This is a genomic window from Pseudomonas sp. CBC3 (assembly GCF_037967085.1).
Taxonomy (GTDB): domain Bacteria; phylum Pseudomonadota; class Gammaproteobacteria; order Pseudomonadales; family Pseudomonadaceae; genus Stutzerimonas.
The window spans coordinates 829511-852105 of record NZ_JBANEO010000001.1 but is presented as its reverse complement, the minus strand read 5'-3'; the positions used below and the strand labels follow the sequence as shown (position 1 = coordinate 852105).

The 22595-nt window shown below is 58.3% G+C and carries 20 protein-coding genes; 10 read left to right on the top strand and 10 right to left on the bottom strand.

The window, feature by feature from the left end:
• Positions 1-41: 41 nt before the first annotated feature.
• From polA to V6943_RS03805, 8 genes are all read left to right on the top strand, one after another.
• Positions 42-2780 (top strand): DNA polymerase I, encoded by a 2739-nt coding sequence (gene polA / locus V6943_RS03840; RefSeq protein ID WP_340552645.1) that lies wholly within the window; start codon positions 42-44, stop codon positions 2778-2780.
• Between the two features lie 631 nt (positions 2781-3411).
• On the top strand, positions 3412-4383 hold the full coding sequence (locus V6943_RS03835) for a TRAP transporter substrate-binding protein (RefSeq protein ID WP_131649277.1): 972 nt from the start codon (positions 3412-3414) through the stop codon (positions 4381-4383).
• 85 nt (positions 4384-4468) lie between these two features.
• Complete coding sequence (locus V6943_RS03830; protein WP_131649279.1) at positions 4469-4993, top strand: TRAP transporter small permease; 525 nt, start codon at positions 4469-4471, stop codon at positions 4991-4993.
• A 53-nt stretch (positions 4994-5046) separates the two neighbouring features.
• Entirely contained in the window at positions 5047-6333 is a 1287-nt protein-coding gene (locus V6943_RS03825; RefSeq protein WP_181099290.1) for a TRAP transporter large permease, read from the top strand.
• A 67-nt stretch (positions 6334-6400) separates the two neighbouring features.
• Entirely contained in the window at positions 6401-7192 is a 792-nt protein-coding gene (locus V6943_RS03820; RefSeq protein ID WP_131649281.1) for an enoyl-CoA hydratase/isomerase family protein, read from the top strand.
• Between the two features lie 33 nt (positions 7193-7225).
• Complete coding sequence (locus tag V6943_RS03815) at positions 7226-8413, top strand: CaiB/BaiF CoA transferase family protein (protein ID WP_131649283.1); 1188 nt, start codon at positions 7226-7228, stop codon at positions 8411-8413.
• A 10-nt stretch (positions 8414-8423) separates the two neighbouring features.
• The gene (locus V6943_RS03810) at positions 8424-9704 is read left to right on the top strand and encodes a pyridoxal-phosphate-dependent aminotransferase family protein (RefSeq protein WP_340552644.1); all 1281 of its coding nucleotides are present in this window, start codon (positions 8424-8426) and stop codon (positions 9702-9704) included.
• Between the two features lie 117 nt (positions 9705-9821).
• Positions 9822-12827: an FAD-binding and (Fe-S)-binding domain-containing protein gene (locus V6943_RS03805; protein WP_131649285.1), complete on the top strand. Its 3006-nt coding sequence runs from the start codon at positions 9822-9824 to the stop codon at positions 12825-12827.
• A gap of 153 nt (positions 12828-12980) precedes the next feature.
• Here the strand turns inward: V6943_RS03805 and V6943_RS03800 are convergent, their stop codons facing one another.
• The gene (locus V6943_RS03800; RefSeq protein ID WP_131649287.1) at positions 12981-13631 is read right to left on the bottom strand and encodes a GntR family transcriptional regulator; all 651 of its coding nucleotides are present in this window, start codon (positions 13629-13631) and stop codon (positions 12981-12983) included.
• Positions 13632-13962: 331 nt separating this feature from the next.
• Here V6943_RS03800 and V6943_RS03795 point away from each other — a divergent pair, with 331 nt between their 5' ends.
• Complete coding sequence (locus V6943_RS03795) at positions 13963-14424, top strand: GlcG/HbpS family heme-binding protein (protein ID WP_131649289.1); 462 nt, start codon at positions 13963-13965, stop codon at positions 14422-14424.
• Between the two features lie 136 nt (positions 14425-14560).
• Here the strand turns inward: V6943_RS03795 and V6943_RS03790 are convergent, their stop codons facing one another.
• The 6 genes from V6943_RS03790 to V6943_RS03765 form a co-directional block, all read right to left on the bottom strand.
• Positions 14561-16495, bottom strand: coding sequence for a DUF7844 domain-containing protein (locus V6943_RS03790; RefSeq protein WP_131649290.1), 1935 nt, complete (start codon positions 16493-16495; stop codon positions 14561-14563).
• 20 nt (positions 16496-16515) lie between these two features.
• A complete protein-coding gene (locus V6943_RS03785; RefSeq protein ID WP_131649291.1) occupies positions 16516-16836 on the bottom strand; it encodes a DUF2388 domain-containing protein in 321 nt (106 codons plus the stop codon).
• A gap of 25 nt (positions 16837-16861) precedes the next feature.
• On the bottom strand, positions 16862-17155 hold the full coding sequence (locus V6943_RS03780) for a DUF2388 domain-containing protein (protein ID WP_131649292.1): 294 nt from the start codon (positions 17153-17155) through the stop codon (positions 16862-16864).
• An 86-nt stretch (positions 17156-17241) separates the two neighbouring features.
• The gene (locus V6943_RS03775; protein WP_131649293.1) at positions 17242-17559 is read right to left on the bottom strand and encodes a DUF2388 domain-containing protein; all 318 of its coding nucleotides are present in this window, start codon (positions 17557-17559) and stop codon (positions 17242-17244) included.
• 88 nt (positions 17560-17647) lie between these two features.
• Complete coding sequence (locus V6943_RS03770; protein ID WP_131649294.1) at positions 17648-17848, bottom strand: DUF1127 domain-containing protein; 201 nt, start codon at positions 17846-17848, stop codon at positions 17648-17650.
• 181 nt (positions 17849-18029) lie between these two features.
• On the bottom strand, positions 18030-18344 hold the full coding sequence (locus tag V6943_RS03765; protein WP_131649295.1) for a putative quinol monooxygenase: 315 nt from the start codon (positions 18342-18344) through the stop codon (positions 18030-18032).
• 165 nt (positions 18345-18509) lie between these two features.
• On the opposite strand from V6943_RS03765, the gene V6943_RS03760 reads away from it, so the two are divergent.
• Positions 18510-19094, top strand: a complete 585-nt coding sequence (locus V6943_RS03760; protein ID WP_131649296.1) for an NAD(P)H-dependent oxidoreductase — start codon at positions 18510-18512, stop codon at positions 19092-19094.
• 63 nt (positions 19095-19157) lie between these two features.
• On the opposite strand, the gene V6943_RS03755 is transcribed toward V6943_RS03760, so the two are convergent.
• Genes V6943_RS03755 through V6943_RS03745 form a run of 3 tightly spaced genes read right to left on the bottom strand, consistent with a single transcriptional unit; the run spans position 19158 to position 22068 of the window.
• On the bottom strand, positions 19158-20609 hold the full coding sequence (locus V6943_RS03755) for an NAD(P)(+) transhydrogenase (Re/Si-specific) subunit beta (protein WP_340552643.1): 1452 nt from the start codon (positions 20607-20609) through the stop codon (positions 19158-19160).
• Positions 20606-20932 carry an NAD(P) transhydrogenase subunit alpha gene (locus V6943_RS03750; RefSeq protein WP_340552642.1) on the bottom strand — a complete coding sequence of 109 codons (327 nt, stop codon included), beginning with the start codon at positions 20930-20932 and terminating at the stop codon, positions 20606-20608. The genes V6943_RS03755 and V6943_RS03750 overlap by 4 nt, the downstream gene beginning before the upstream one ends.
• Before the next feature lie 14 nt (positions 20933-20946).
• Positions 20947-22068 carry a Re/Si-specific NAD(P)(+) transhydrogenase subunit alpha gene (locus V6943_RS03745; protein WP_340552641.1) on the bottom strand — a complete coding sequence of 374 codons (1122 nt, stop codon included), beginning with the start codon at positions 22066-22068 and terminating at the stop codon, positions 20947-20949.
• Positions 22069-22595 lie beyond the last annotated feature (527 nt).

Sequence of the window (22595 nt, the reverse complement as noted above, 5' to 3'; positions counted from 1 at the left end):
GCATTCTAGCCCCGGACCCGCCGAAAAGGTTGATCCCGCTCATGAGTCAAACGCCCCTGGTTCTGGTGGACGGTTCGTCCTACCTCTATCGCGCCTTCCATGCCCTGCCGCCGCTGACCACCTCGACCGGCAAACCCACCGGCGCGGTGAAGGGTGTGCTGAACATGCTGCTGTCGCTGCGCCGACAATATCCGGACAGCCCCTTCGCGGTGGTCTTCGATGCCAAGGGGCCGACGTTCCGCGACACGTTGTTCGCCGAATACAAATCCCATCGCCCACCGATGCCGGATGACCTGCGTGGCCAGGTCGAGCCACTGCATGCCAGCGTTCGCGCGCTCGGCATGCCGCTGTTGTGCGTGGACGGGGTCGAGGCCGACGACGTGATCGGCACCTTGGCGCGCCAATGTGCGGCGCTGGGCCGCGACGTGATCATCTCCACTGGCGACAAGGACATGGCCCAGCTGGTCTGCCCGCATGTGACGCTGGTCAACACCATGACCGGCAGCGTTTACGACATCGAGGGCGTCAGGACCAAATTCGGCGTCGGTCCTGAGCTGATCATCGATTTCCTCGCGTTGATGGGCGACAAGGTGGACAACATCCCCGGCGTGCCCGGCGTTGGCGAGAAGACCGCCTGCGGCTTGCTCAATGGCATTCCCGGCGGTCTGAAGGGGCTTTACGAGAACCTCGAAAAAGTCTGCGATTTGCCGATTCGCGGTGCCAAGTCGCTGGCCGCCAAGCTCGAAGAACACCGCGATGCGGCGTTCATGTCCTATGAGCTGGCGACGATCAAGATCGACGTGCCGCTGGATGTGCAGGTGGCCGATCTAATGCCGGGCGAACCGCATCGCGAGGCGTTGATCGCGCTGTACCGCGAGCTGGAATTCAAACAGTGGCTCGACGAGCTGCTGCGCGAGGCCAAGGCGGCGAACTGCGAAGTTACGCCTGAGGAATGCTCGATCCAGGCGGAAGCCGAGTACGACACTGTTCTCGAGCAGCCCGAATTCGACGCCTGGCTGGCGCGTCTGCAGGCTGCCGACTGCTTCGCCTTCGATACCGAGACCACCAGCATCGATGCGCAGAAGGCACAGCTGGTGGGCGTTTCATTCGCCATCGAGACCGGCAAGGCCGCCTACGTGCCGCTGTGTCACAGTTATATGGGGGTGCCGCAGCAGCTCGACCGTGACGCGGTGCTCGCTGCCCTCAAACCGCTGCTGGAAGACCCGGCCAAACGCAAGATCTGCCAGCACGGCAAGTACGACATGAACGTGCTGATGCACTACGGTATCGAAATGCGCGGCATGAGCTGCGACACCATGCTCGAATCCTACGTGCTGGACGCCACCGCGACCCGTCACGACATGGACAGCCTGGCGCTGAAATATCTCGGCCGCGGCACCATCCGCTTCGAGGACATCGCCGGCAAGGGCGCCAAGCAGCTGACCTTCGACCAGATCGCCATCGAACAGGCCGGACCCTACGCGGCCGAAGATGCCGACGTTACCCTGCGCCTGCACCAGACACTGATGGAAAGGCTCGAAGCCACGCCCTCGCTGCTCAAGGTACTGAACGAGATAGAAATGCCGTTGGTGCCGGTGCTGGCGCGTATCGAGCGCAACGGTGCGCTGGTCGACGCCAATCTGCTCGGGCTGCAGAGCGTCGAGCTGGGCGAAAAACTCGTCGCTCTAGAGCGTGAGGCTTATGACATCGCTGGCGAGGAGTTCAACCTCGGTTCGCCCAAACAGCTGTGCGCCATCCTCTATGAAAAGCTCGGCTGTCCGGTATTGTCGAAGACCGCTGGAGGCCAGCCCTCGACCGCCGAAAGTGTGCTGGCTGACCTTGCCGATAAGGATTACCCGCTGCCCAAGGTGATCATGCAGCACCGCTCCCTGAGCAAGCTCAAGGGCACCTACACCGACAAGCTGCCGCAGCAGATCAACCCTCGCACGGGACGTATCCACACCAGCTATCACCAGGCGGTAACGGCGACCGGCCGGTTGTCCTCGTCGGACCCGAATCTGCAGAATATTCCGATCAGAACGGCTGAAGGGCGGCGCATCCGCCAGGCTTTCGTCGCGGCACCCGGCTACAAGCTGCTGGCCGCCGACTACTCGCAGATCGAACTACGCATCATGGCCCATCTGGCCCAGGATGAAGGGTTGCTGCATGCTTTCCAGAACGATCTGGATGTCCACCGCGCCACCGCCGCCGAGGTCTTCGGCGTATCGCTGGATGAGGTGAGCAACGACCAGCGCCGCAGCGCCAAGGCAATCAACTTCGGTCTGATCTACGGCATGAGCGCCTTCGGCCTGGCCAAGCAGATCGACGTCGCGCGCGGCGAAGCGCAGGCCTATATCGATCGCTACTTCGCGCGCTACCCCGGCGTGCTCGCCTACATGGAGCGCACCCGTACCCAGGCCGCCGAGCAGGGCTACGTGGAGACCCTGTTTGGGCGCCGGCTGTACCTGCCGGAAATCAACTCCAAGAACGGCGCCATGCGCAAGGGCGCCGAACGCACCGCGATCAATGCGCCGATGCAGGGCACCGCGGCGGACATCATCAAGCGCGCCATGATTAGTGTGGACAACTGGCTGCAGAACAGCGGCCTGGATGCACGGGTGATCCTGCAGGTGCACGACGAACTGGTGCTGGAAGTGCGCGAGGATCTGGTCGAGCAGGTGCGCGCAGCCATCTGCCCGCTGATGAGCCAGGCCGCCGAGCTGGACGTGCCGCTGTTGGTGGAAGCGGGCGTGGGCGACAACTGGGACGAGGCGCACTGAAGGGGCGCAGACGAAGCGAGACGAAATATTTTTTCTGACTCATTGAACTCATGACGCAAAAGGCGAGTCATAGGCTTCGGAGGGTGTCAAAACCCTTCGATGCTCCTTGTTGTGTTAAGTGTTGGCAGATCATCTGGACCTCGCCCTAGCGGTCCGGATTTGGAACCTCGAACTTCCCCCTCCCCCAACGAAGTTCGAGGTTTTTTTTCGCCTGGAAAAAAACACCGGCCCAGACGAGTCTTCGCGCTCGTCCGGCTGTGCTTTGACGAACCCGACGAACCACATTTCAACGTCCCTTCTTCTTAGCGGCGAACACCTGTGTTGGCTGCAGATATCACTGCGAGAACCGCTGATCGCCAGCCATCGCAGCGCCTGATTAGGCGCTGAAAAAGCAAAATGAAATTAATGGAAAAGCCATTTGCTAGGCTGCGAATCTTAGACTAACGTCCAAAAGTGAATTATGAATTCATTTTGATCAGTCAGCTGCGCGCCCGGCAAATGCAGGGAGTTCTACTCGTCACTCTCCCGTTCGATAGCTGCAAAAGAACAGCAACGAACTGACCGAACGGGAAAGAAATTCGGGCTTTGCGGCGTTGGGTACCAACAAAAATAACAATTAGTGGAGATCCACATGAAAGGCTCAAAGAAAGCGCTTCTTGCATCAGTACTGGCCCTCGGCGTTTCGGTAGCACAGGCTGCTGATACCCAAATCAAATTCGGCCATGTGGGCGGGCCAGGCTCCCTATTCGAGATAACAGCTAACGAATTCGCTCGGATCGCTAACGAAAAACTGGATGGGTATGAGGTTGTGCCTTACGGCTCCAGTCAGCTCGGTAGCGATTCGCAAATGCTAAACAAGCTCAAGTTAGGCACGCTCGATCTCGCATTGCCCTCCACGGTCATGAGCAGCGTCAGCCCCGAGTTCTCGCTGTTCGAAATGCCGTACCTGATCAAGGATCGGGAACACATGAAGAAGGTTCGCGACGAAGTAGTGCGCGATGTCATGTACACAGCGGCGGAAAAAAGGAACCTGAATATCATTGCCGTGTGGGAAAACGGCAGCCGGCAGATCACCAATAACAGCCGTCCGATCGTAGTACCCAAAGATCTCGAAGGGCTAAAGCTAAGAACGCCGAACGGGATCTGGCGCGTTGAAATGTTCAAGGGCTACGGCGCTAATCCTGCGCCCATGGCGCTCTCCGAAGCCTTCGTTGCATTGCAGACCGGCGCGATGGATGGCCAGGAAAACCCGCTCGTCCAGATTTACTCGCAGCGCTTCCATGAGGTTCAACGCTTTCTTTCCTTGTCCAACCATGTCTACACCCCGGCGTTTGTGGTGGCAGGCGCCAGCTGGAAGCGTTTGCCGGAAGAGGTGAGAACAGTGCTGTCGGATGCAGCGATGGAAGTTGAAGACTTTGCTCTAAAGCAAGGCGAGGAGCTCGATAACAGCCTTGTCGAAAAGATGAAAGAGGCTGGCATGGAGGTCAACGAGGTCGACCAGCAAGCGTTTATTGACGGCTCGGATGCAATTTATGCGAAGTTTTCCGAGGAAGTTGATGGCGGCAAAGAAATGCTGGAAAAAGTAAGGCAGCTCCGCGACTGATAGGTGATATCTCCGTTGTGCATGACTTGCTCATCCCGCAAGTCATGCACGGAACAATTGAGGGTCGATATATCAGGAGGAGCTGATGAGCTCTTTTAAAAAAGGTTACTTCAAGCTTCTTGAAGTCATCGTTGTAATCAATATCATCGCGCTGGCAGCGGTTGTTACAATTGGCTTTGTTTCACGCCTGGTCGGTTCGCCCTTTAGCTGGTACGACGAAGTTGCATCCGTAGGATTGGCTTGGCTGACCTATTACGGAGCCGCACTGGCTGCGGCAAAGGGCGCCCACATAGGCTGCCCAAGTGTCATTAATTACTTCTCCCCCAAGGTACGGCTGCCGATTGCACTTATCGCAGAGGCGATCACGATCGGTTTTTTCGTACTGCTCGCATATACCGGCATGCAGGTAGTGACCATTCTCGAAGGCTCAACGCTGGTCAGCCTGACCAACGTTTCGCTGCAGCTTACGCAATCAGTTATCCCGATTGGTGCAGCGATGTTCATTCTTGCCGAGTTATTACGCCTGCCCGATGTCATTGCGAGCGCCAAAGGCGCTGGGTTCGTCGACCATGAACTGGAAGAGCTAGAGGTTGAGCTCGCGAAAAGCTGAGTTCCGAACGACCCCATCGAGCCCGCAGAACCGCGCGCTCAGGAGAATAAAAAATGACGATTCTTTATATGTTTCTTGGCCTTGTCGTGCTCATTCTGATCAATGTGCCTATCGCGGTAGCGCTCGGTCTCATTGGCGCCGCTGCGACCTTCGCCACTTATGGTGTCTCGGCACTTCCCAACATAGGCATGGTGATGTTCGACGGGGCGACCAGCTTCCCGCTGATTGCGATTCCGTTGTTCATCCTGGCCGGTGCCATCATGAATGCTTCAAGCATTTCACGACGCCTCATTGATCTCGCATCAGCGATGCTGGGGTTCATAAAAGGTGGACTGTCGATGGTGACCATTGGCGCCTCTATCTTTTTCGCGGAAATTTCCGGCTCTGCGGTAGCAGGCGTTTCGGCCATTGGTAGCATCATGATTCCGGCGATGAAGAAGAAGGGGTACTCCAAGGAGTATTCGGCGGCTCTTTCATCCTCTGCCGCCAGTCTGGCGATCATCCTGCCACCTTCGATCCCCATGATTCTTTATGCGGTTATGTCTGGGGAATCAGTGGTCAAGATGTTTGTTGCCGGCATTTTTCCAGGGATTCTCGGGGCCTTGGGTTTAGCCGCCATGTGCTACTACTTGGCTAAAAAGAACAACTTTCCATCGGAAGGAAAGTTCCGGGCAGGAAAACTCTGGGAAGCATTCAAAAGCTCCATCTGGGCGTTGTCGATTCCGGTAATTATTCTTGGAGGGATTTTCGGTGGCATTGTAACCGCGACAGAAGGTGCCGCACTGGCGGTCGTTGTTGCCATTTTCATCAGTGCTTTCGTATACCGGGAGTTCACCTTCAAAACTTTCTATAAGGCATGCCTTGATGCAGGTATACAAACTGCAGTGGTCATGCTCCTTGTTGCAAGCTCGGCCGTAGTTGGCCTCTATTTGACCGAGACGCAGCTTCCACAGCAGTTGGCCACCTCAATCAGCGAATGGACCAGCAACAAGTATGTAATCCTGGCGTTGTTGAACGTGATCTTCCTGATACTTGGGGTCTTTCTGCACTCAGCCGCTGCGATAATTCTGGTTGTGCCGATTGTATTGCCGCTGGTTCTTGCGGTTGGCATCGACCCCATTCACTTCGGTTTGATCGTCACGCTTAATTTGGCAATCGGGCAACAAACACCGCCGGTAGCCAGCGTTCTGATCGCTTCCTGCTCGATAGCCAAGTCGGATATTTGGGCAACCAGCCGAACCAATCTCTGGTTCCTCGGCGTGCTCTTCGCAATCCTGATCATGAACACTTACATCCCGGCCGTTGCGATGTCGCTGGTCAACTTTGTGTATGGCAGTTGATAGGCGCTGATGTTTCCAGCCTTCTGCTACCAATACCTGGCGGCAACGAACCGAAGGAATGAGAGAGATGAGTGATCAGAACCAGGGCACCGTTGAATGCCATATCGATCAAGGCGTGGCTTGGGTCGGATTCAATCGCCCCGAAAGCCGCAATGCCATGACCTGGCATATGTACGAATCGCTGGCAGCTATATGCCAACAAGTAGATGCTGACCCGGCGGTGAATGCGGTGATATTCCATGGCCGCGGGGGCGATGCCTTTGTCGCCGGTACGGATATCAAGCAGTTCACCGGTTTCGATGGCGAGCAGGGTGTTGCATATGAGCGCCGTATCGATAGCGCCATCGCCGGCCTGGAAACCATGCGCAAACCTACCATTGCCATGCTCGAAGGGTTCTGTGTCGGTGGTGGCGCGGCCATTGCCTTGGCCTGTGATTTTCGCTACTGCACGCCGTCATTGAAGTTCGGCGTTCCGATTGCCAGGACGCTAGGCAACTGCCTGTCCGTGACCAATGTTTCACGCTTGATGGACTTGATAGGCGTCGCGCGCACCAAGGAAGTGCTCATGGCCGCGAAGTTCATCGAGGCACCCGAAGCAGCCTTGATCGGTTTGGTCAACGAAATCTTCGACGCGGACGCTATCAGGCAGGAAGTCAACAACCGAGCGCAGGCATTCGCCAGTCGAGCTCCGCTGACGGTTCAAGCATCGAAAGAGGTCATCAATCGCGTGCTCGCACATCGACGTGCGGCCGCAGATGCCAGTGACGACTGGGTGCGGGCCTGTTACGGCAGCCAGGATTTCAAGGCAGCGGTCGGCAAGTTCGTTCACAAGACATCCTTTGAATGGACCGGGCGATAGCCTTCCGATCAATTTCCGGCAGTGAGGAATTCCATGCTCCCGTTGAACAATATAAAAATACTCGATGTATCCCAGATCATGGCCGGGCCATACTGCACCATGGTTTTGGGAGACATGGGCGCAGAAGTCATCAAGGTTGAGAAGGCCAACGGCGGCGATGACAGCCGGCAAATGGGCCCATACGTTAATGACGAATCCACCTGTTTCTCCCAGATCAACCGGAACAAGAAGAGCATTTCGCTGAACTTGAAGGATCAGCGGGCCAAGGACGTGTTTTACCGACTGGCCAATGAGGCCGATGTAATCGTGGAGAACTACCGCCCCGGCGTGACTCAGTCTCTGCAAATCGATTACGAGACCATCAAAAAGCTCAATCCGGGCATCATTTACTGCTCCATTTCCGGCTATGGGCAGACCGGCCCATACAGCAACAAGGGTGGTTTCGATCTGGTTGCGCAGGGCATGAGCGGCCTCATGTCGATGACTGGCGAGCCGGGTCGACGCCCTGTAAAAACAGGTATTGCGGTATATGACATAGGCGCGGGGATCACTGCGGTCTATTCCATTCTCGCGGCATACATTCACAAGATGAACACCGGAGAAGGGCAACATATCGATATCGCCATCACCGAATGCGGCTTGCCGTGGTTCAGCTGGGAGGCAGCCGCCTATTTCTCGGAGGGGAGGGTACCGGAGCCAACAGGGTGGCGACACCGAGTCTCCGCGCCTTATCAGGCATTCAAGACCCAAGACGGCTTTCTTATGCTCGGTTGTGCCAACCAGCGGACCTGGGAGCGCTTTTGCCTCGATGTCATAGCACGCCCCGAGCTGATCGATGATCCGCGCTTTGCAACGAATAGTGACCGCGGGCGCAATGTTGAAGTGCTCGAAGCCGTTATCGAAGACATCCTGACCCAACAGAACATGGACCACTGGCTTGAGCTTTGTGATGTGGCTGGCGTCCCGGCAGGCCCGATCAATAACTTCGCCCAAGCCATGGAAGACGAACATTTTCTCGCCCGGGGCATGGTTCAGGAGGTCGATCATCCGGTGATCGGCAAAATGAAAACGATTGGTTTCCCGGCAAAGTTCTCCCGCACGCCTCTGCAGATTCGTCGGCCGGCACCGCTTTTTGCCCAGCATACAGACGAGATCCTTCGCGGCATTGGTATCAGCGAGGAGGAAGTGGGCCGATTAAGGGGGGAGGGTTGCATCAGGTAAGCGTGGATTTTTGTTATTTAACGATGAATTCAAAACGCAAAATACAAAAATAACCAATAGCGAAAGGCTACGGAGATATCCCATGTTGAAGCTCGATTTTCATCCATCTGGCCGCCATTTCCTCCAAATTCCCGGCCCTTCTCCTGTACCGGATCGCATCCTGCGTGCCATGAGCCTGCCGACTATCGACCACCGTGGTCCTGAATTCGGCGCGTTGGGGCTGGAGATACTGGGCAAGATTCAGAAGATTTTCAAAACGGTGCATCCCGTTGTCATTTATCCCGCTTCAGGCACAGGCGCTTGGGAAGCGGCGCTGGTGAATACGCTGTCAGCCGGTGACAAAGTGCTGATGTTCGAGACCGGCCACTTCGCCACGCTATGGGAGAAGATGGCGCGTCGCTTGGGCGTGGAACCGGAGTTTCTCGGGTTGCCAGGGTATGAGGGTTGGCGCGCTGGAGTGCAGGCCGACATGATCGAACGGCGCCTGAGGGAGGACACCGGACACAGCATCAAAGCGGTTTGCGTCGTTCACAACGAGACCTCCACTGGCGTTACCAGCGATATTCCTGCGGTACGACGTGCCATGGATGCGGCGGGGCACCCGGCGCTGTTGATGGTCGATACCATTTCCGGGCTGGCCTGTGCCGATTATCAGCACGACGCCTGGGGTGTCGACGTCACGATTTCAGGGTCGCAGAAGGGCCTGATGTTGCCGCCAGGCATCAGCTTTAACGCGCTGTCAGATAAGGCGCTTCAAGCCAGCCGTACCTCCCAATTGCCAAAAAGCTTCTGGGCCTGGGACGAAATCGTCGAGGCCAACAAAACTGGCTACTGGCCGTACACACCCAATACCAATCTGCTTTATGGCTTGAACGAAGCGCTGGACATGATCCTGGGGGAAGGCCTGGATAACGTGTTTCTCCGTCATCAGCGCTGGGGGGCGGGAGTGCGCACCGCTGTCGAAGCCTGGGGATTGGAAGTGCAGTGCCTGGACCCTGCCGTCCACTCACCGGTCCTGACCGGCGTCGTAATGCCAGAAGGTGTAGATGCCGATGCGGTTCGCCGGCTGGTTTACGAGCGTTTCGATCTCTCCTTAGGCATGGGGCTCGGCAAGGCCAAGGGAAAGATGTTCCGTATCGGTCACTTGGGTGATTGCAATGACCTGACTCTGATCGCGGCCCTCGGTGGCTGCGAGGCGGGAATGAAGTTATCCGGTGTTGAGTTGAAGGGAAGTGGAGTGTTGGCGGCGCTGAATTACTTTGCCGCTAATCCCCTGCGGACCGCCAACTGACACAGCATAAGCATCGCGGCTTAAGTCGCTCCTGCCGTGGGAGCGGCGCTAGCTGCGAACGGTGCTTTTTGGCGTAAGGCTCGCCACTGCCGCCCTGATGGAAACCGGGAGTTTGTGATGACTTCGTTTACTGAACAAAAATTAAAAGCGCGCAGCGCGCAAGTAGGCCTTGTCTCTGATCTTGCAGCACGCTTGCAGCGAGAGATTGCCGGCGATGTATTTTTCGATAAGGCCTCCCGGGGGCGCTATTCGACGGACGCATCGATCTACCAAGTCATGCCGGTTGGCGTAGTCATCCCGCGCCACCAGCAGGACCTACAGATTGCCTTGGATATCGCGCGTGACGCGAAGATTCCGGTACTCGCGCGGGGAGGCGGAACCAGCCAGTGCGGGCAGACGGTCGGGGAAGCGATCGTGCTGGACACTAGCCGTTGGCTGAACCAGATCGTTGAGTTCGACAAAGAAAGGATGACCGTCGTGGTCGAGCCCGGCCTCGTTCTCGATGATCTCAATCGCTGGCTGAAGCCACATGGGCTCTGGTTTCCGGTTGATGTATCGACAGCTGCGCAATGCACCATTGGAGGAATGGCCGGCAATAACTCCTGTGGGTCGCGATCGATCCGCTACGGCAACATGGTCCATAACGTTCTCAGCATCGACGCGTTACTGGCGGACGGCTCACAAGGCCATTTCGACTATATCGAGAACCTTTCGGCCGGCGGCAGAGTGCAGCGCATCGCTCAGCAACTCCAACAAATTGCCAGCCGCGAAGATGCAAATATCCTCGAGAACTTCCCCAAGGTATTACGCCGTGTCGGCGGTTATAACCTGGATATCTTCAACTGCCAGAACCCGCTGCCCTACGACCGTGACGGCCGTATCAATCTGGCACATCTGTTAATAGGGTCCGAAGGGACCTTGGCACTAACTCAACGCATCAAGCTGAAATTGGCGCCTTTGCCGAAGCAGAAAGTTCTGGGTGTGGTCAACTTCCCTACCTTTTATCAGGCGATGGACATGACCCAGCATATCGTCAAGCTGGAGCCTACGGCTGTCGAACTTGTCGATCGCACCATGATCGACCTGTCGCTTGAGAACCCAGCATTCCGCCCGGTTATTGAAAAAGCGTTAATCGGTGCACCCAAGGCCATTCTACTTGTCGAGTTCGCTGGCGATGACATGCAGGAGTTGCATCAGAAACTTGCCGGTTTGAATGAACTTATGGGCGATCTCGGCCTGCCGGGAAGTGTCGTGGACATGGTCAACGGTGCTGAGCAGACAGCACTTTGGAATGTCCGCAAGGCGGGGTTGAACATCATGATGAGTATGAAAGGCGACGGGAAGCCGGTGTCTTTCATCGAAGACTGTGCAGTCCCGTTGGATGGACTCGCCGAATACACCGATAAACTAACTCAGGTATTTCACAAGTACGGTACTGAGGGTACTTGGTATGCCCACGCCAGCGTAGGAACCTTACACGTACGCCCGATACTGGATATGCGCCGTGACGGCGGAGAGAAGATGCGTGCCATTGCCGAAGAAGCATCGGCTTTGGTCAGGGAATACAAGGGCGCCTTTTCTGGCGAACATGGCGACGGTATTTGCAGAGGCGAGTGGGTGGCCTGGCAGTTCGGCCCGCAGCTCAACGCCGCGTTCACGGAAATAAAGCAGATATTTGATCCGGAAAATCTGCTCAATCCGGGCAAGATCGTCGATACACCTCGTATGGACGATCAGAACTATTTCCGCTTTCCCAAGGACTATCAGGCGATCCCGGTTAAACCAGCACTCGATTGGTCCGGTTGGGATGTATTGCGTGATCCGCTCACTGGAGAGCAAAGTGAGCCTGGGAGCGGTGGTGATCCCACGTCAGGCCTGATCAAAGCAGTGGAAATGTGCAATAACAACGGCCACTGCCGTAAATTCGACGCGGGTACGATGTGCCCGAGCTTCCGCGCCACACGTAATGAACAGCATCTGACCCGCGGCCGCGCCAACACCTTGCGCTTGGCTTTGTCGGGTCAATTAGGGCCGGAAGGGTTAGCCAGTGAAGACGTAAAGGAAGCGCTTGATCTTTGTGTTTCCTGTAAGGGCTGCAAGCGGGAATGTCCAACCGGCGTGGACATGGCCAAAATGAAAATCGAAGCCCGCGTGGCCTGGTCGAAAACGCACCCGATGCCGCTTCGTGAACGCCTTGTAGCCGATATGCCGCAATACGCACCGTACGCCAGTTACTTCTCAGGACTGGTAAGCGCAGTCGAGCGCGTGCCGGCAGTGGCTGACTGGGTCAAGAAGAGCCTGGGGTTGGCTACGCAACGGGCGCTGCCGAGTTTTCAACGCAGCTTCCTCAGCAACGCGGGCGAGGCGCAAGGCAACGCAACACAGACGAAAGAAGTCCTGTTGTTTGTCGATACGTTCAATAACTACCTTGAACCAGCCAACGCCGAAGCCGCCCATCGGGTGCTGGTTGCAGCCGGATATAAAGTCCATTTCAACAAGGCAGCCCGCGAGCGACCACTTTGCTGCGGACGAACCTATCTGGCGTCCGGTCAGGTAGACAAAGCCAAAGCCGAAGCGAAGCGCACACTGGATTTCCTGATGCCATTCGTTGAGCGCGGGGTCAGCATTGTTGGTCTGGAGCCTTCCTGCTTGCTAACCATGCGTGACGAGTTTCTGCATTACGGATACGGCGAACAAGCCAAGGCATTGGCCAACGCCGCTCTGCTGTTCGAAGAGTTCTTGGTTCGCGAGCATGACGCCGGTCGTCTGGACCTGAAGCTGAAGGCGCTGGGTGCGTCCCGGGCGTTGTTGCACGGGCATTGCCACCAAAAAGCATTCGACGCCATGCGACCCGTGGAACAAGTGCTGCGCTGGATTCCCGAGCTGAAGGTCGAAACCATCGAAACGTCATGCTGCGGGATGGCAGGGAGCTTCGGCTACGAAAGCGAGCATTACGAAGTGTCCATGCAAATGGCCGAGATGAAGCTATTACCGGCCATTCGTCAGGCTAAAGCGGAGGATCTAGTGGTTGCAGACGGGACCAGTTGTCGCCACCAGATTCATGACGGTGCAAGCAAGGCGGCCTTGCATGTCGCCAAGGTCCTAGAGCAGGCATTGGCCTGAGCCTGACACGGCAATCGAGGGGGCGTCGGGATTGAGTTGTACTGCAACTGAAGCCTGAGGCGCTGAGGGACGGTAATGGAAAGAGACTTTTTTTACCTACCCAGCGCCTTCCATCGCAGCAGCAAATAGCTCGCTGCGAGATTTCAACAAGCTTTAAGCCACACCCGAAAGATTTTCAGCTTCAAGCTTGTGATTCAAATGTTCTCGAAGAATATCACCGAGCCTTTTGCTGTCGCGTTCCTGCAAGGCTTTAATCATTTCTTCATGGTCGTTCACTGCTTTCTGCCAAAACTCAGGGCTCATCTCTGCAGTGAAACGAAACCGTTTGATCCGTTGACTCAGATTGTTATACATCTCTAACAGTACAGCGTTACCTGAGGCGGCAAGAATACGCTCATGGATTTGTCGGTTGGCTTGGAAGTAAGCCTGCAAATCTTGGCGATTAAAATAATCAAGCATCTGTCTGTGGAGCTCGATAATGGTCGATAACTCATCTTCTGTTATACGGCGACAGGCCGCTTCGCCCGCAAGGCCTTCCAATGCGCCCATTACATCGTAGGTGTGCTGCACATCACTTAAACTGAGGCGGCTTACCCGCGCTCCTCGATTGGGGAGTATTTCTATCAATCCTTCGGAAGTGAGGACCTTCAGCGCCTCACGAAGTGGCGTCCGTGAGATTCCGAACTTGTCGCAAAGCTGTTTTTCGGAGATTTTCTCTCCTGCGGTAAGTACTCCATGCTCAATTAATTCTCGGATTCTGTCAGCCGCTTCCTGGTAAAGGATTCGGTGTTGAATTTTTTCCATAGTGGTCTCGCGAATAGAGTGCGGTTCGTTTGGCATTATATTAGACGTTAACTTAAGTTCGTCCCGTTACTATTTTTTGTGGCCGTCGTGCCTGAGGCGATACCTAACGTTAAAAATAATATCCAACCAATACACAGGCTGCGCAACGGTGCGCTTACTTATTTCAATAGCAGAAAATTACAGGAATTGCATTAAGAATTCGATCTGAGGCAAGATGATTTCAGCCAGGCTAGTTGGCGTCCGGCAAAAATCATTCAAAGCATTAATCGTCACACCGTTCCGGCGCGTTCAAATCCTGCATTAAGTATTTATCGAAAACTTGGAGGCACTAATGGCAGGCAAGGTTTTTCGTTCCAGCGTGAAAATTACCCGAGCCCAGGCTCGGCGGATTCTGGATGCAGCATTTTCTCAGGCGAGGTTGCAGGACATGGACCCGTTGACGGCGTTTGTCATGGATGGAGGTGGAAATCTGATTGCCGCCGAACGGGAGGATGGCTGCGCGCCGTTGAGACTTCCGGTGGCGCGCGGTAAGGCGTTCGCCGCGCTCGGGAATGGCGCATCCAGCCGGACGATAGGCGAGCGAAACGATCTCCGTCCGGCCTTCCTCGCCTCGGTCGCGGCTGCGTCTGATGGCACCTTCATTCCGGTGCCGGGCGGCGTTCTGATTCTCGACGCGAATGACGAAGTGATCGGCGCTGTGGGTGTGAGCGGCGCCTCCTCGGATGAAGATGAGCAGGTGGCTATCGTGGGTATCGAGGCTGCGGGCTTCAAGGTCGGCCTCGCACCCAAATAGGCCAGGGGAGCAATGTGAATGCGCCAACTATGGGCTGCGTTCGCCTCTTTCACTCAGGTGCCGTTCGGGGTTATCCGGCGAATAGCGGAAGGAACGATGGACGAAAATGCGGTTCCGGGAACCCGAGCTGCATGCATTAAGGCAGCTCCAGCCCACCGCCCGCCTTGTGCAAGGTACGTAAATGATCGCCGATCTGCGCCAGATTGGCTTCCACGTTTTCCAGCTCGAGCCGGCGTTCCTTGCCCAACAGCAAGCGGACTTCCGCGTTCAGTGTCTCGGTGAGCTGCAGCAGCCGTGCCTGGCGTTGGCTGCTTTCCTGCTCCAGCCGCGTCCATTCGCTGGCCTGTGGCAGGCCGTAGCCGTTGCCATCGAGCAGCTCGGCCGGGCGGCTCAGGTAGCCGCTGTTGGCAAGGATGCCTTGCAGCGTATCGTCAGCCTTGGCCAGGCTTTCATCGCCGCGTTCGCGGCCGCTCAGGTAGCGCTGTTTCAGTTCTTCCTGTGCCAGCAGCAGGTGTCGGCGCAGCGCCGCCTGTTCGACTAGTAGCAGAGCGGCGCTAGCGCGCAGGTCGGCTTGGGCGATCCAGGGGCGGCGTTGCTCGGCGCTGAGCTCCAGCCATTGCTCTACGCTGGTCTGCGGCAAGTCCAGCCGTTCGCGCAGCACCACGAACATGGCCTGATACCGGTCGCGGTAGGAGTCGAAGCGATAACCCAGACGCAGCGCCTCGCGCGGGTCGTCGAGCACGCTGGCATCGGCCAGACCACGATTGATCAGGATCTCCAGCAATCCGCTGGGCAGGATGCTGTCCAGCGCGTCGAATTCGGGACGGGCCGTTCCGCTGCGCAGCAACTTGAGGGTTTCCACCGCGCAGTTGTTGGACAGGAAGTAGTAGTCGCCGTCATAACTCCAATGCATCTCGGCGCTGCGCTCGACCAGCATGTCGATCTCGCGACGCTCCAGCTTCAGCGGAATCGAGGCGAGGCTGCGCAGCTCGACCTTCGTGTACTCATCGATCACCTGGCCCAGCGGCAGGACGAACAGGCGCGATGGGTAGACGCCGGTCAGACCATCCCAGCTGGATAGCTGCACATCACCGACGAAGGCGCGGAAAGAAAGCACTAGATGGTGATCGAGATCTAGCCGGCAATCTGGCCCGCGTGGACGGCCCGGCGCGCAGATCACCAGGCGCAGCATGCTGTGGCCCCAGCGGCTGACCCAGGCGTCATTGGCTTCGGCAAACAGATAGTCGACTTCATAGACGCGCTCCGGATCGAGTTCGATCAGCGGCGTGCGCGCAAAGTCGTGACCGGCGTTGAGGATCGGTAAGCCGCTCGCGCATTCATCCCCGTCTTCTGGCTGCCAGCCGAAATGGTCGCGGAAATAGCGATGCAGCGAAGGGCGGCGGCAGGCGTAACTGGGGTCCAGCAGGAAGTACTCGAGATTCACCGCGACGAATTCAAGGGGATTGGTCAGCTCGTAGAGATCCGGGCTACGGGCGGCCTGGGCATTGCTGACTTCCCGTTCGCCGCGTTGGCCGACGCGCTGGGGCCAGCCCGCCAGATCGAGCAGGCGTGGGTCGTCGCTGAGGGTGAAACGGCGTTCGGTCTGTCCGCGACAGGCATCCGGCAATCCCACCAAGCCGAGGCTGGCGGCGCGCTGGCTACAAAAAGCCAACTGCCGATGGCCCTCCGGCGACCAGAGCCGGGCGCGATCGTAGAGGTGGGTGATTTCGTGAACCAGCGTGGCCAGCAGCTCGCGGCGCACGGTGCCATGCGGGCGGCTGGTGCGTTGCGTGGCGGCGGAGCCATCGCTCAGCGCCGGCAGCAGACGGCGGTTGAGCAGCAGCAGATCGCCGCCGGCACTTCCGTAGACGTCGTGCGTCAGCCCATCGTGCCAGCGGACGCGTACGTCCCGGTCGAGGTGCTCGACCATCCGCGGTGGCAATGCCGCCATGGCTTCATTCAGTAACTGCTGACTGGCTGCCCACTCGGCCGGGTGCAGGTCGCGGTCATCCAGTGTCAGGCGCAGGTCGGCCTGAGCAACATTAGCGAACGCGGTGAGCGCAACGGCCATCCACCAGGCGCGAGATGATTTCACTGCGCGAGGATGAGTTCAGCCAGTGTCTGGTCGCTGGCTTGTCGAGCTTCGGGAAATGCGCTGCGTAGCCCGCCGAATGCCGCTTCCAGACGAGCACCGCGAATCTCGCCGCCGCTGGCGACGAAGCCGGCGGCGTCGTCACGCGCTTCGCTGACGACTTTCATGTCGCTGATGCGGCTGGTCACATCCGAGGTGAAGTTGATGCTGCGATCCAGCGCGTTGACGAGAATGTTGCTGGTGGCGACCAGCGTCTGCGCCTGTGCACCGCCGACGAACAGAACCAGTGCGAGCGGCACGGCGATCAGCTTGAAGTTCATAAGGGTTCTCGTAAAACGGGGTGGGTCATTGGACGAGGATTGCCTCGGCCAGTTCAAGGTCGCTTGCGGCTAGCTGCGGGTGGGTTTCACGCAGCCAACGCAGCGCCGATTCCAGCCGCGCTCCGCGGATCTCGCCATCGCTGGCGACGAATCGAGCGGCTTCGTCTCTGGAGTCGAGGATTAGCTTGTTGTCGAACGGGGCGCTGGTCACCTGGGTGGCGACATAGGTAGAAGCGACGCTGCTGGCAAGAAGGCTATCGAAGGCCTGCGCGCTGCCGCAAAGGCAACAGCCGGCCAATACAAGGTAAAGCGAACGCATGCGGATCCTGATGCCGAAAAAACAGCCTCATAGGCTAGCGAAACGCTAGCCCCGGGGCTAGCGCACGCTTGCTATAAAGCTCTGCGTCAGAGCGCCAGGATGGCGCTGGCCAGCTGCAGATCGCTGGCTTCGATGCCCGGCCGCTCACTGCGGATGTGTTTCAGCGCGGCTTCCAGCTGAGCACCACGCGCCTCGCCATTGCTGGCCACGAAACGGGCCGCATCGTCCCGCGCGTCGCGTACCAGCTTGTCGTCGCCCAGGTTCGAGGTGATGTCGGAGGTGCCTTCGACAGTGTTGACCAGCGAGGCGCCGATCGCATCGATGGTCCCGGTGACGCTGCCGGCGTAGGCCGTTCCGGTGACCAGGCAGGCAGCGGCGGCAACTGACAATAGATATTTGTTCATACACTTCTCCAGAGCTGAGCAACTTCGACCCGTGGCCGGGCGATGCCGTTCAGCTTATGCCGCAAGGTGTTATCAGAGAAGTGTGACGTTAACGCCAGAACGGCTTGCTCAGCTCGTCCATGCGCTCGCTGTGGCTGATGCCGACGTCGGACAGCTGGTGATCGTCCAGCGCTGCCAGATGGCGTCGGGTGCGCGCGCGTTGTTGCCAGAGCCGCAACAGTTGCAACAATCGGCGAAGCGGTGCCGTGCTAATACGGAGGGTGAGCATGCGGGGCAGTACGCGCTCCATGTGCCTCTCCTTCCCGCCGTTTCGCGGGGATGGGTTATGGGCAAATAGAGTCGCTTGCCGCGCTGTTGCGTAACAGTCACAGGCGTTGTGGATTGTGCCGGTCCAGTTGCGAGTGGAAGCGAACTGTATGGCTGGTATTCCAGCGGAACTGTTCGTCGAAACGGGACCTGCTTGGCCTGGTTCAGCCCGTAGCGGATGACGAGCTGATCATTTCGATCGGGCGTATCTCGAACTCACGCGTCAGGAAATCCATGCGCTGTTCGTGGAAGCGACGCATGTGCGGCAGCGCACTGTGCGCCTGGAGATGTTCGGACGATTGCCAGACCTCGTAGAAGATGAACAGCGTCGGGTCTTCGCTATCGCGCAGCATGTGGTATTCGATGCAGCCGTCTTCGGCCCGGCTCGCGGCGACGTAGCTGCTGAACAGCCCTTCGAACTCGTCGGCTTTTTCCGGTCGCGTGTAGGCGTGGAGGATGAAGGCACAGGTGTCGCTCATGAGTTTTACTCCGTAAGGGCAGTGGCTGGTTGCAAACGCTACCGCATGAGCCGACCAAGCATTCGTGATTTTCAGTCAATTCGTTTTTGTTGAAAAGGCTCTGTTTCGGCGGGTTAGTAATCGTTAGGCTGCTCGCCATTCGTAACTGATCAGGTCAACCTGTCTATGAAAAACGTATTGCTCCTCAATGGCGGAAAACAGTTCGCCCACTCGGATGGCCGCTACAACGCCACCCTTCACGAAACCGCGTTGAGCTTTCTTGATCGTGCCGGCTTCGACGTCAAGGAAACTCAGATCGATGCCGGCTATGACCTGGCCGAGGAAGTCGCCAAGTTTCTCTGGGCCGACGTGATCATCTACCAGATGCCCGGCTGGTGGATGGGCGCCCCCTGGACCGTGAAGAAGTACCTCGACGAGGTGTTCACCGAAGGGCATGGCAGTCTCTACGCCAACGACGGTCGCACGCGCTCCGATGCGTCGCAGAAGTATGGCAGCGGCGGTTTGTTGCAGGGCAAGCAGTACATGATCTCGGCGACCTGGAATGCACCGCAGCAGGCTTTCGACGACCCGACCGATTTCTTCGAAGGCAAGGGCGTCGATGCGGTGTATTTCCCTTTTCACAAGGCTAACGAGTTCCTCGGCATGAGCGGCCTGCCAACCTTTCTCTGCGTCGACGTGATGAAGCGGCCTTCGATCGAGGCCGACACCCTGCGCTACGAAGCGCATCTAGCGCAGGTCTTCGGTCTCTAACGTCTAGAAAAACAAAACCCCTCGCGGCGATGCCGAGAGGGGTTCTGGTGGCGCAGGGTGCGGTTATTCCACAGCTTTGACCATGTCCTCGACGACCTTCTTGGCATCGCCGAAGACCATCATGGTCTTGTCCATGTAGAACAGCTCGTTATCCAGACCGGCGTAACCGCTGGCCATGGAGCGCTTGTTGACGATGACCGTCTTGGCCTTGTACGCCTCCAGGATCGGCATGCCGGCGATGGGCGACTTGGGATCGTTTTTCGCCGCCGGGTTGACCACGTCGTTGGCGCCGAGCACCAGCACCACATCGGCCTGGCCGAATTCGGAGTTGATGTCGTCCATTTCGAAGACCATTTCGTACGGCACTTCGGCCTCGGCCAGCAGCACGTTCATGTGCCCGGGCATGCGGCCGGCGACCGGGTGGATCGCATACTTCACGGTCACACCCATGTGGGTCAGCTTCTCGGCCAGTTCCATCAGCGCATGCTGCGCGCGGGCCACCGCCAGGCCGTAGCCGGGGACGATGATCACGGTGTCGGCGTTCGACAGCAGGAACGCGGCGTCATCGCTGGAGCCCGATTTGACCGGACGCTGTTCCTGGCTGCCCTTGGCTGGGCCAGCATCAGCGTCGCCACCGAAGCCGCCGAGGATCACGTTGAAGAACGAGCGGTTCATCGCCTTGCACATGATGTAGGAGAGAATCGCGCCGCTGGAGCCCACCAGGGAACCGGCAATGATCAGCATCGAGTTGTTCAGCGAGAACCCGATACCGGCGGCCGCCCAGCCCGAGTAGCTGTTGAGCATCGAGACCACCACAGGCATGTCGGCGCCGCCGATGGGGATGATGATCAGCACGCCGATCACGAAGGCCAGCGCCACCAAAATCATGAACGCGGTGAAATTGCCGCTGAAGGTGTAGATCAGGCCCAGCACCAGAATCGCCACGCCAACGGCGAGGTTGATCTTGTGCTGATTGGCGAACACCACCGGCGCGCCCTGGAAAAGCCGGAACTTGTATTTGCCCGACAGCTTGCCGAAGGCGATCACCGAACCGGAGAAGGTGATGGCGCCAATGGCTGCACCGAGGAACAGCTCCAGGCGGTTACCGGCCGGGATCGGGTAGCCAATGGCCTGAACGATGCCCAGCGATTGCGGCTCGAGCACCGCCGCGATGGCGATGAACACCGCCGCCAGGCCGATCATGCTGTGCATGAAGGCGACCAGCTCGGGCATCTTGGTCATCTCGACGCGCTTGGCCATCAGCGTGCCGATGGTGCCGCCGATCAACAGACCGAGCACGATGAAGCCCAGGCCGCTCCAGGGGCTGGCGCTCTCGGCCAGCTGTGAGCCGAGCTTGAACACCAGGAACACCGTGGTGACTATTGCGATGCCCATGCCGATCATGCCGAACAGGTTGCCTCGGCGTGAGGTGGTCGGGTGGGAAAGGCCTTTGAGGGCCTGGATGAAGCTCACCGAGGCGATGAGGTAAAGCAGGGTGATGAGGTTCATGCTCATGGCTTGGACTCCGCCTTGGCGCCCGCAACAGCGCGCTCCTTCTTCTTGAACATTTCCAGCATGCGGCGGGTCACCAGGAAGCCGCCAAAGACGTTGACCGCGGCCAGGGTCACGGCCAGGGTGCCCATCAGCTTGCCCATCGGAGTAACGGTCAGGGCGGCGGCGAGCATGGCGCCGACGATGACGATCGCCGAGATGGCGTTGGTGACCGCCATCAGCGGGGTGTGCAGCGCGGGGGTGACGTTCCAGACCACGTGATAGCCGACGTAGATCGCCAGCGCGAAGATGATCAGGTTGTAGATGCCATCAGATATCAGGTCCATTCGTTCGGGCTCCCTTAACCGTTGGTTCGCACGACTTGGCCATCACGGCACATCAGGCACGCGGCGACGATGTCGTCTTCGAGATTGAGCTGGAATCGGGCTTCGCCATCGATCACCAGCTTGAGGAAGTCCAGCAGGTTGCGTGCGTATAGCGCCGAGGCATCCGCCGGCACGAGGGTCGCCAAGTTGGTGTAGCCAACCAGGGTCACGCCGTGCTTGACCACCACCTGATCGGCTTCGGTCAATGGACAGTTACCGCCTTGGGAGGCGGCGAGGTCGATGACCACCGAGCCGGGCTTCATCTGCTGCACGGTTTCTTCCTGCAGCAGTGTCGGCGCTTTGCGGCCTGGGATCAGCGCGGTGGTAATGATGATGTCGGCCTGCTTGGCACGCTCGTGCACGGCCTGCGCCTGGCGTGCCATCCAGCTTGCCGGCATTGGCCGGGCGTAACCGCCGACACCTTCGGCGCACTCGCGCTCCTCGTCGGTCTCGCACGGTACGTCGACGAATTTGGCACCGAGCGATTCGATCTGCTCTTTAACCGCCGGACGCACGTCCGAGGCCTCGATCACGGCTCCAAGGCGCTTGGCTGTAGCTATCGCCTGCAGACCGGCGACGCCTGCACCGAGGATCAGCACCCGTGCGGCCTTCACCGTACCGGCGGCGGTCATCAGCATCGGCATGAAGCGCGGGTAGTGATGCGCGCCAACCAGCACCGCCTTGTAACCGGCAATGTTGGCCTGCGAAGACAGCACGTCGAGGCTCTGCGCGCGCGAGGTGCGCGGCGCGGCTTCCAGGGCGAACGCGGTGATGCCGCGTTCGGCCATGCGTGCGATGTTTTCATTGTCGAAGGGATTGAGCATGCCGACCAGAACCGTACCGGGCTGCATCTGCGCCAGTTCGGTCTCGCTCGGTGCGTTCACCTTCAGCAGGATCTCTGCTGCGAACGCCGCAGCGGCATCGGCGATGGTTGCGCCTGCCGCTTCGTAGGCACTGTCCGGGACGCTGGCTTGTAAGCCTGCACCGCTCTGCACAGTGACCTGATGCCCTTGGCCGATCAGCTTCTTGACGGTTTCCGGTGTCGCGGCAACGCGCGTTTCACCGGGCCTGGTTTCGAGAGGAACACCAATGTGCATTGTTCTTGTTCTCCTGCTTGATCGTAACCAGCAGCTCAGCTCGGGAGCCGGTTATTGGCCGCTGGTGGTCTGTTCGTCCGGCCACTGCGTATGGCGGTCGGGCGTTCGTAACGGCTAACGGGCCCCTGCACTGCTGGTTGGGCCTGCTGCGGCGCAGCATTCTGCTATCGCCGAGAAAATCAAACAACTGTTTTAAATAAGTGATTGCTTTTGACGTAATGGTCAATGCATGACCATCAGTTCGTCGGGCACCGCTGCAGACGGCGCCACCCATGGCGTTACGGCTGACATGAGGTTGTAGCGCGGCGGCGCGGAAGGGCGAATCATGAATGACCCACCATTGACGCGGTATTCGTCATCGGTGCCGGGCATCTTCGACCGGGCGGAGGCGGCGGTGTTCGCACGGCTTGCGATTAAAGTTCTGTCAGCGTTGCGCTGAAAAACTCAGCCGGCGAGATTGTCAGACCTTGCCGCTGAGCCCGTCGATGGTGCTTTCGTACTGCATTGCTATGCCGTTGTGCTTGGGC

Bases quoted from the DNA above. Each gene is read 5' to 3' on its own strand.
- polA (WP_340552645.1), top strand. From the start codon at position 42: ATGAGTCAAACGCCCCTGGTTCTGGTGGACGGTTCGTCCTACCTCTAT.
- V6943_RS03835 (WP_131649277.1), top strand. From the start codon at position 3,412: ATGAAAGGCTCAAAGAAAGCGCTTCTTGCATCAGTACTGGCCCTCGGC.
- V6943_RS03830 (WP_131649279.1), top strand. From the start codon at position 4,469: ATGAGCTCTTTTAAAAAAGGTTACTTCAAGCTTCTTGAAGTCATCGTT.
- V6943_RS03825 (WP_181099290.1), top strand. From the start codon at position 5,047: ATGACGATTCTTTATATGTTTCTTGGCCTTGTCGTGCTCATTCTGATC.
- V6943_RS03820 (WP_131649281.1), top strand. From the start codon at position 6,401: ATGAGTGATCAGAACCAGGGCACCGTTGAATGCCATATCGATCAAGGC.
- V6943_RS03815 (WP_131649283.1), top strand. From the start codon at position 7,226: ATGCTCCCGTTGAACAATATAAAAATACTCGATGTATCCCAGATCATG.
- V6943_RS03805 (WP_131649285.1), top strand. From the start codon at position 9,822: ATGACTTCGTTTACTGAACAAAAATTAAAAGCGCGCAGCGCGCAAGTA.
- V6943_RS03800 (WP_131649287.1), bottom strand. From the start codon at position 13,631: ATGGAAAAAATTCAACACCGAATCCTTTACCAGGAAGCGGCTGACAGA.
- V6943_RS03795 (WP_131649289.1), top strand. From the start codon at position 13,963: ATGGCAGGCAAGGTTTTTCGTTCCAGCGTGAAAATTACCCGAGCCCAG.
- V6943_RS03790 (WP_131649290.1), bottom strand. From the start codon at position 16,495: ATGGCCGTTGCGCTCACCGCGTTCGCTAATGTTGCTCAGGCCGACCTG.
- V6943_RS03785 (WP_131649291.1), bottom strand. From the start codon at position 16,836: ATGAACTTCAAGCTGATCGCCGTGCCGCTCGCACTGGTTCTGTTCGTC.
- V6943_RS03780 (WP_131649292.1), bottom strand. From the start codon at position 17,155: ATGCGTTCGCTTTACCTTGTATTGGCCGGCTGTTGCCTTTGCGGCAGC.
- V6943_RS03775 (WP_131649293.1), bottom strand. From the start codon at position 17,559: ATGAACAAATATCTATTGTCAGTTGCCGCCGCTGCCTGCCTGGTCACC.
- V6943_RS03770 (WP_131649294.1), bottom strand. From the start codon at position 17,848: ATGGAGCGCGTACTGCCCCGCATGCTCACCCTCCGTATTAGCACGGCA.
- V6943_RS03765 (WP_131649295.1), bottom strand. From the start codon at position 18,344: ATGAGCGACACCTGTGCCTTCATCCTCCACGCCTACACGCGACCGGAA.
- V6943_RS03760 (WP_131649296.1), top strand. From the start codon at position 18,510: ATGAAAAACGTATTGCTCCTCAATGGCGGAAAACAGTTCGCCCACTCG.
- V6943_RS03755 (WP_340552643.1), bottom strand. From the start codon at position 20,609: ATGAGCATGAACCTCATCACCCTGCTTTACCTCATCGCCTCGGTGAGC.
- V6943_RS03750 (WP_340552642.1), bottom strand. From the start codon at position 20,932: ATGGACCTGATATCTGATGGCATCTACAACCTGATCATCTTCGCGCTG.
- V6943_RS03745 (WP_340552641.1), bottom strand. From the start codon at position 22,068: ATGCACATTGGTGTTCCTCTCGAAACCAGGCCCGGTGAAACGCGCGTT.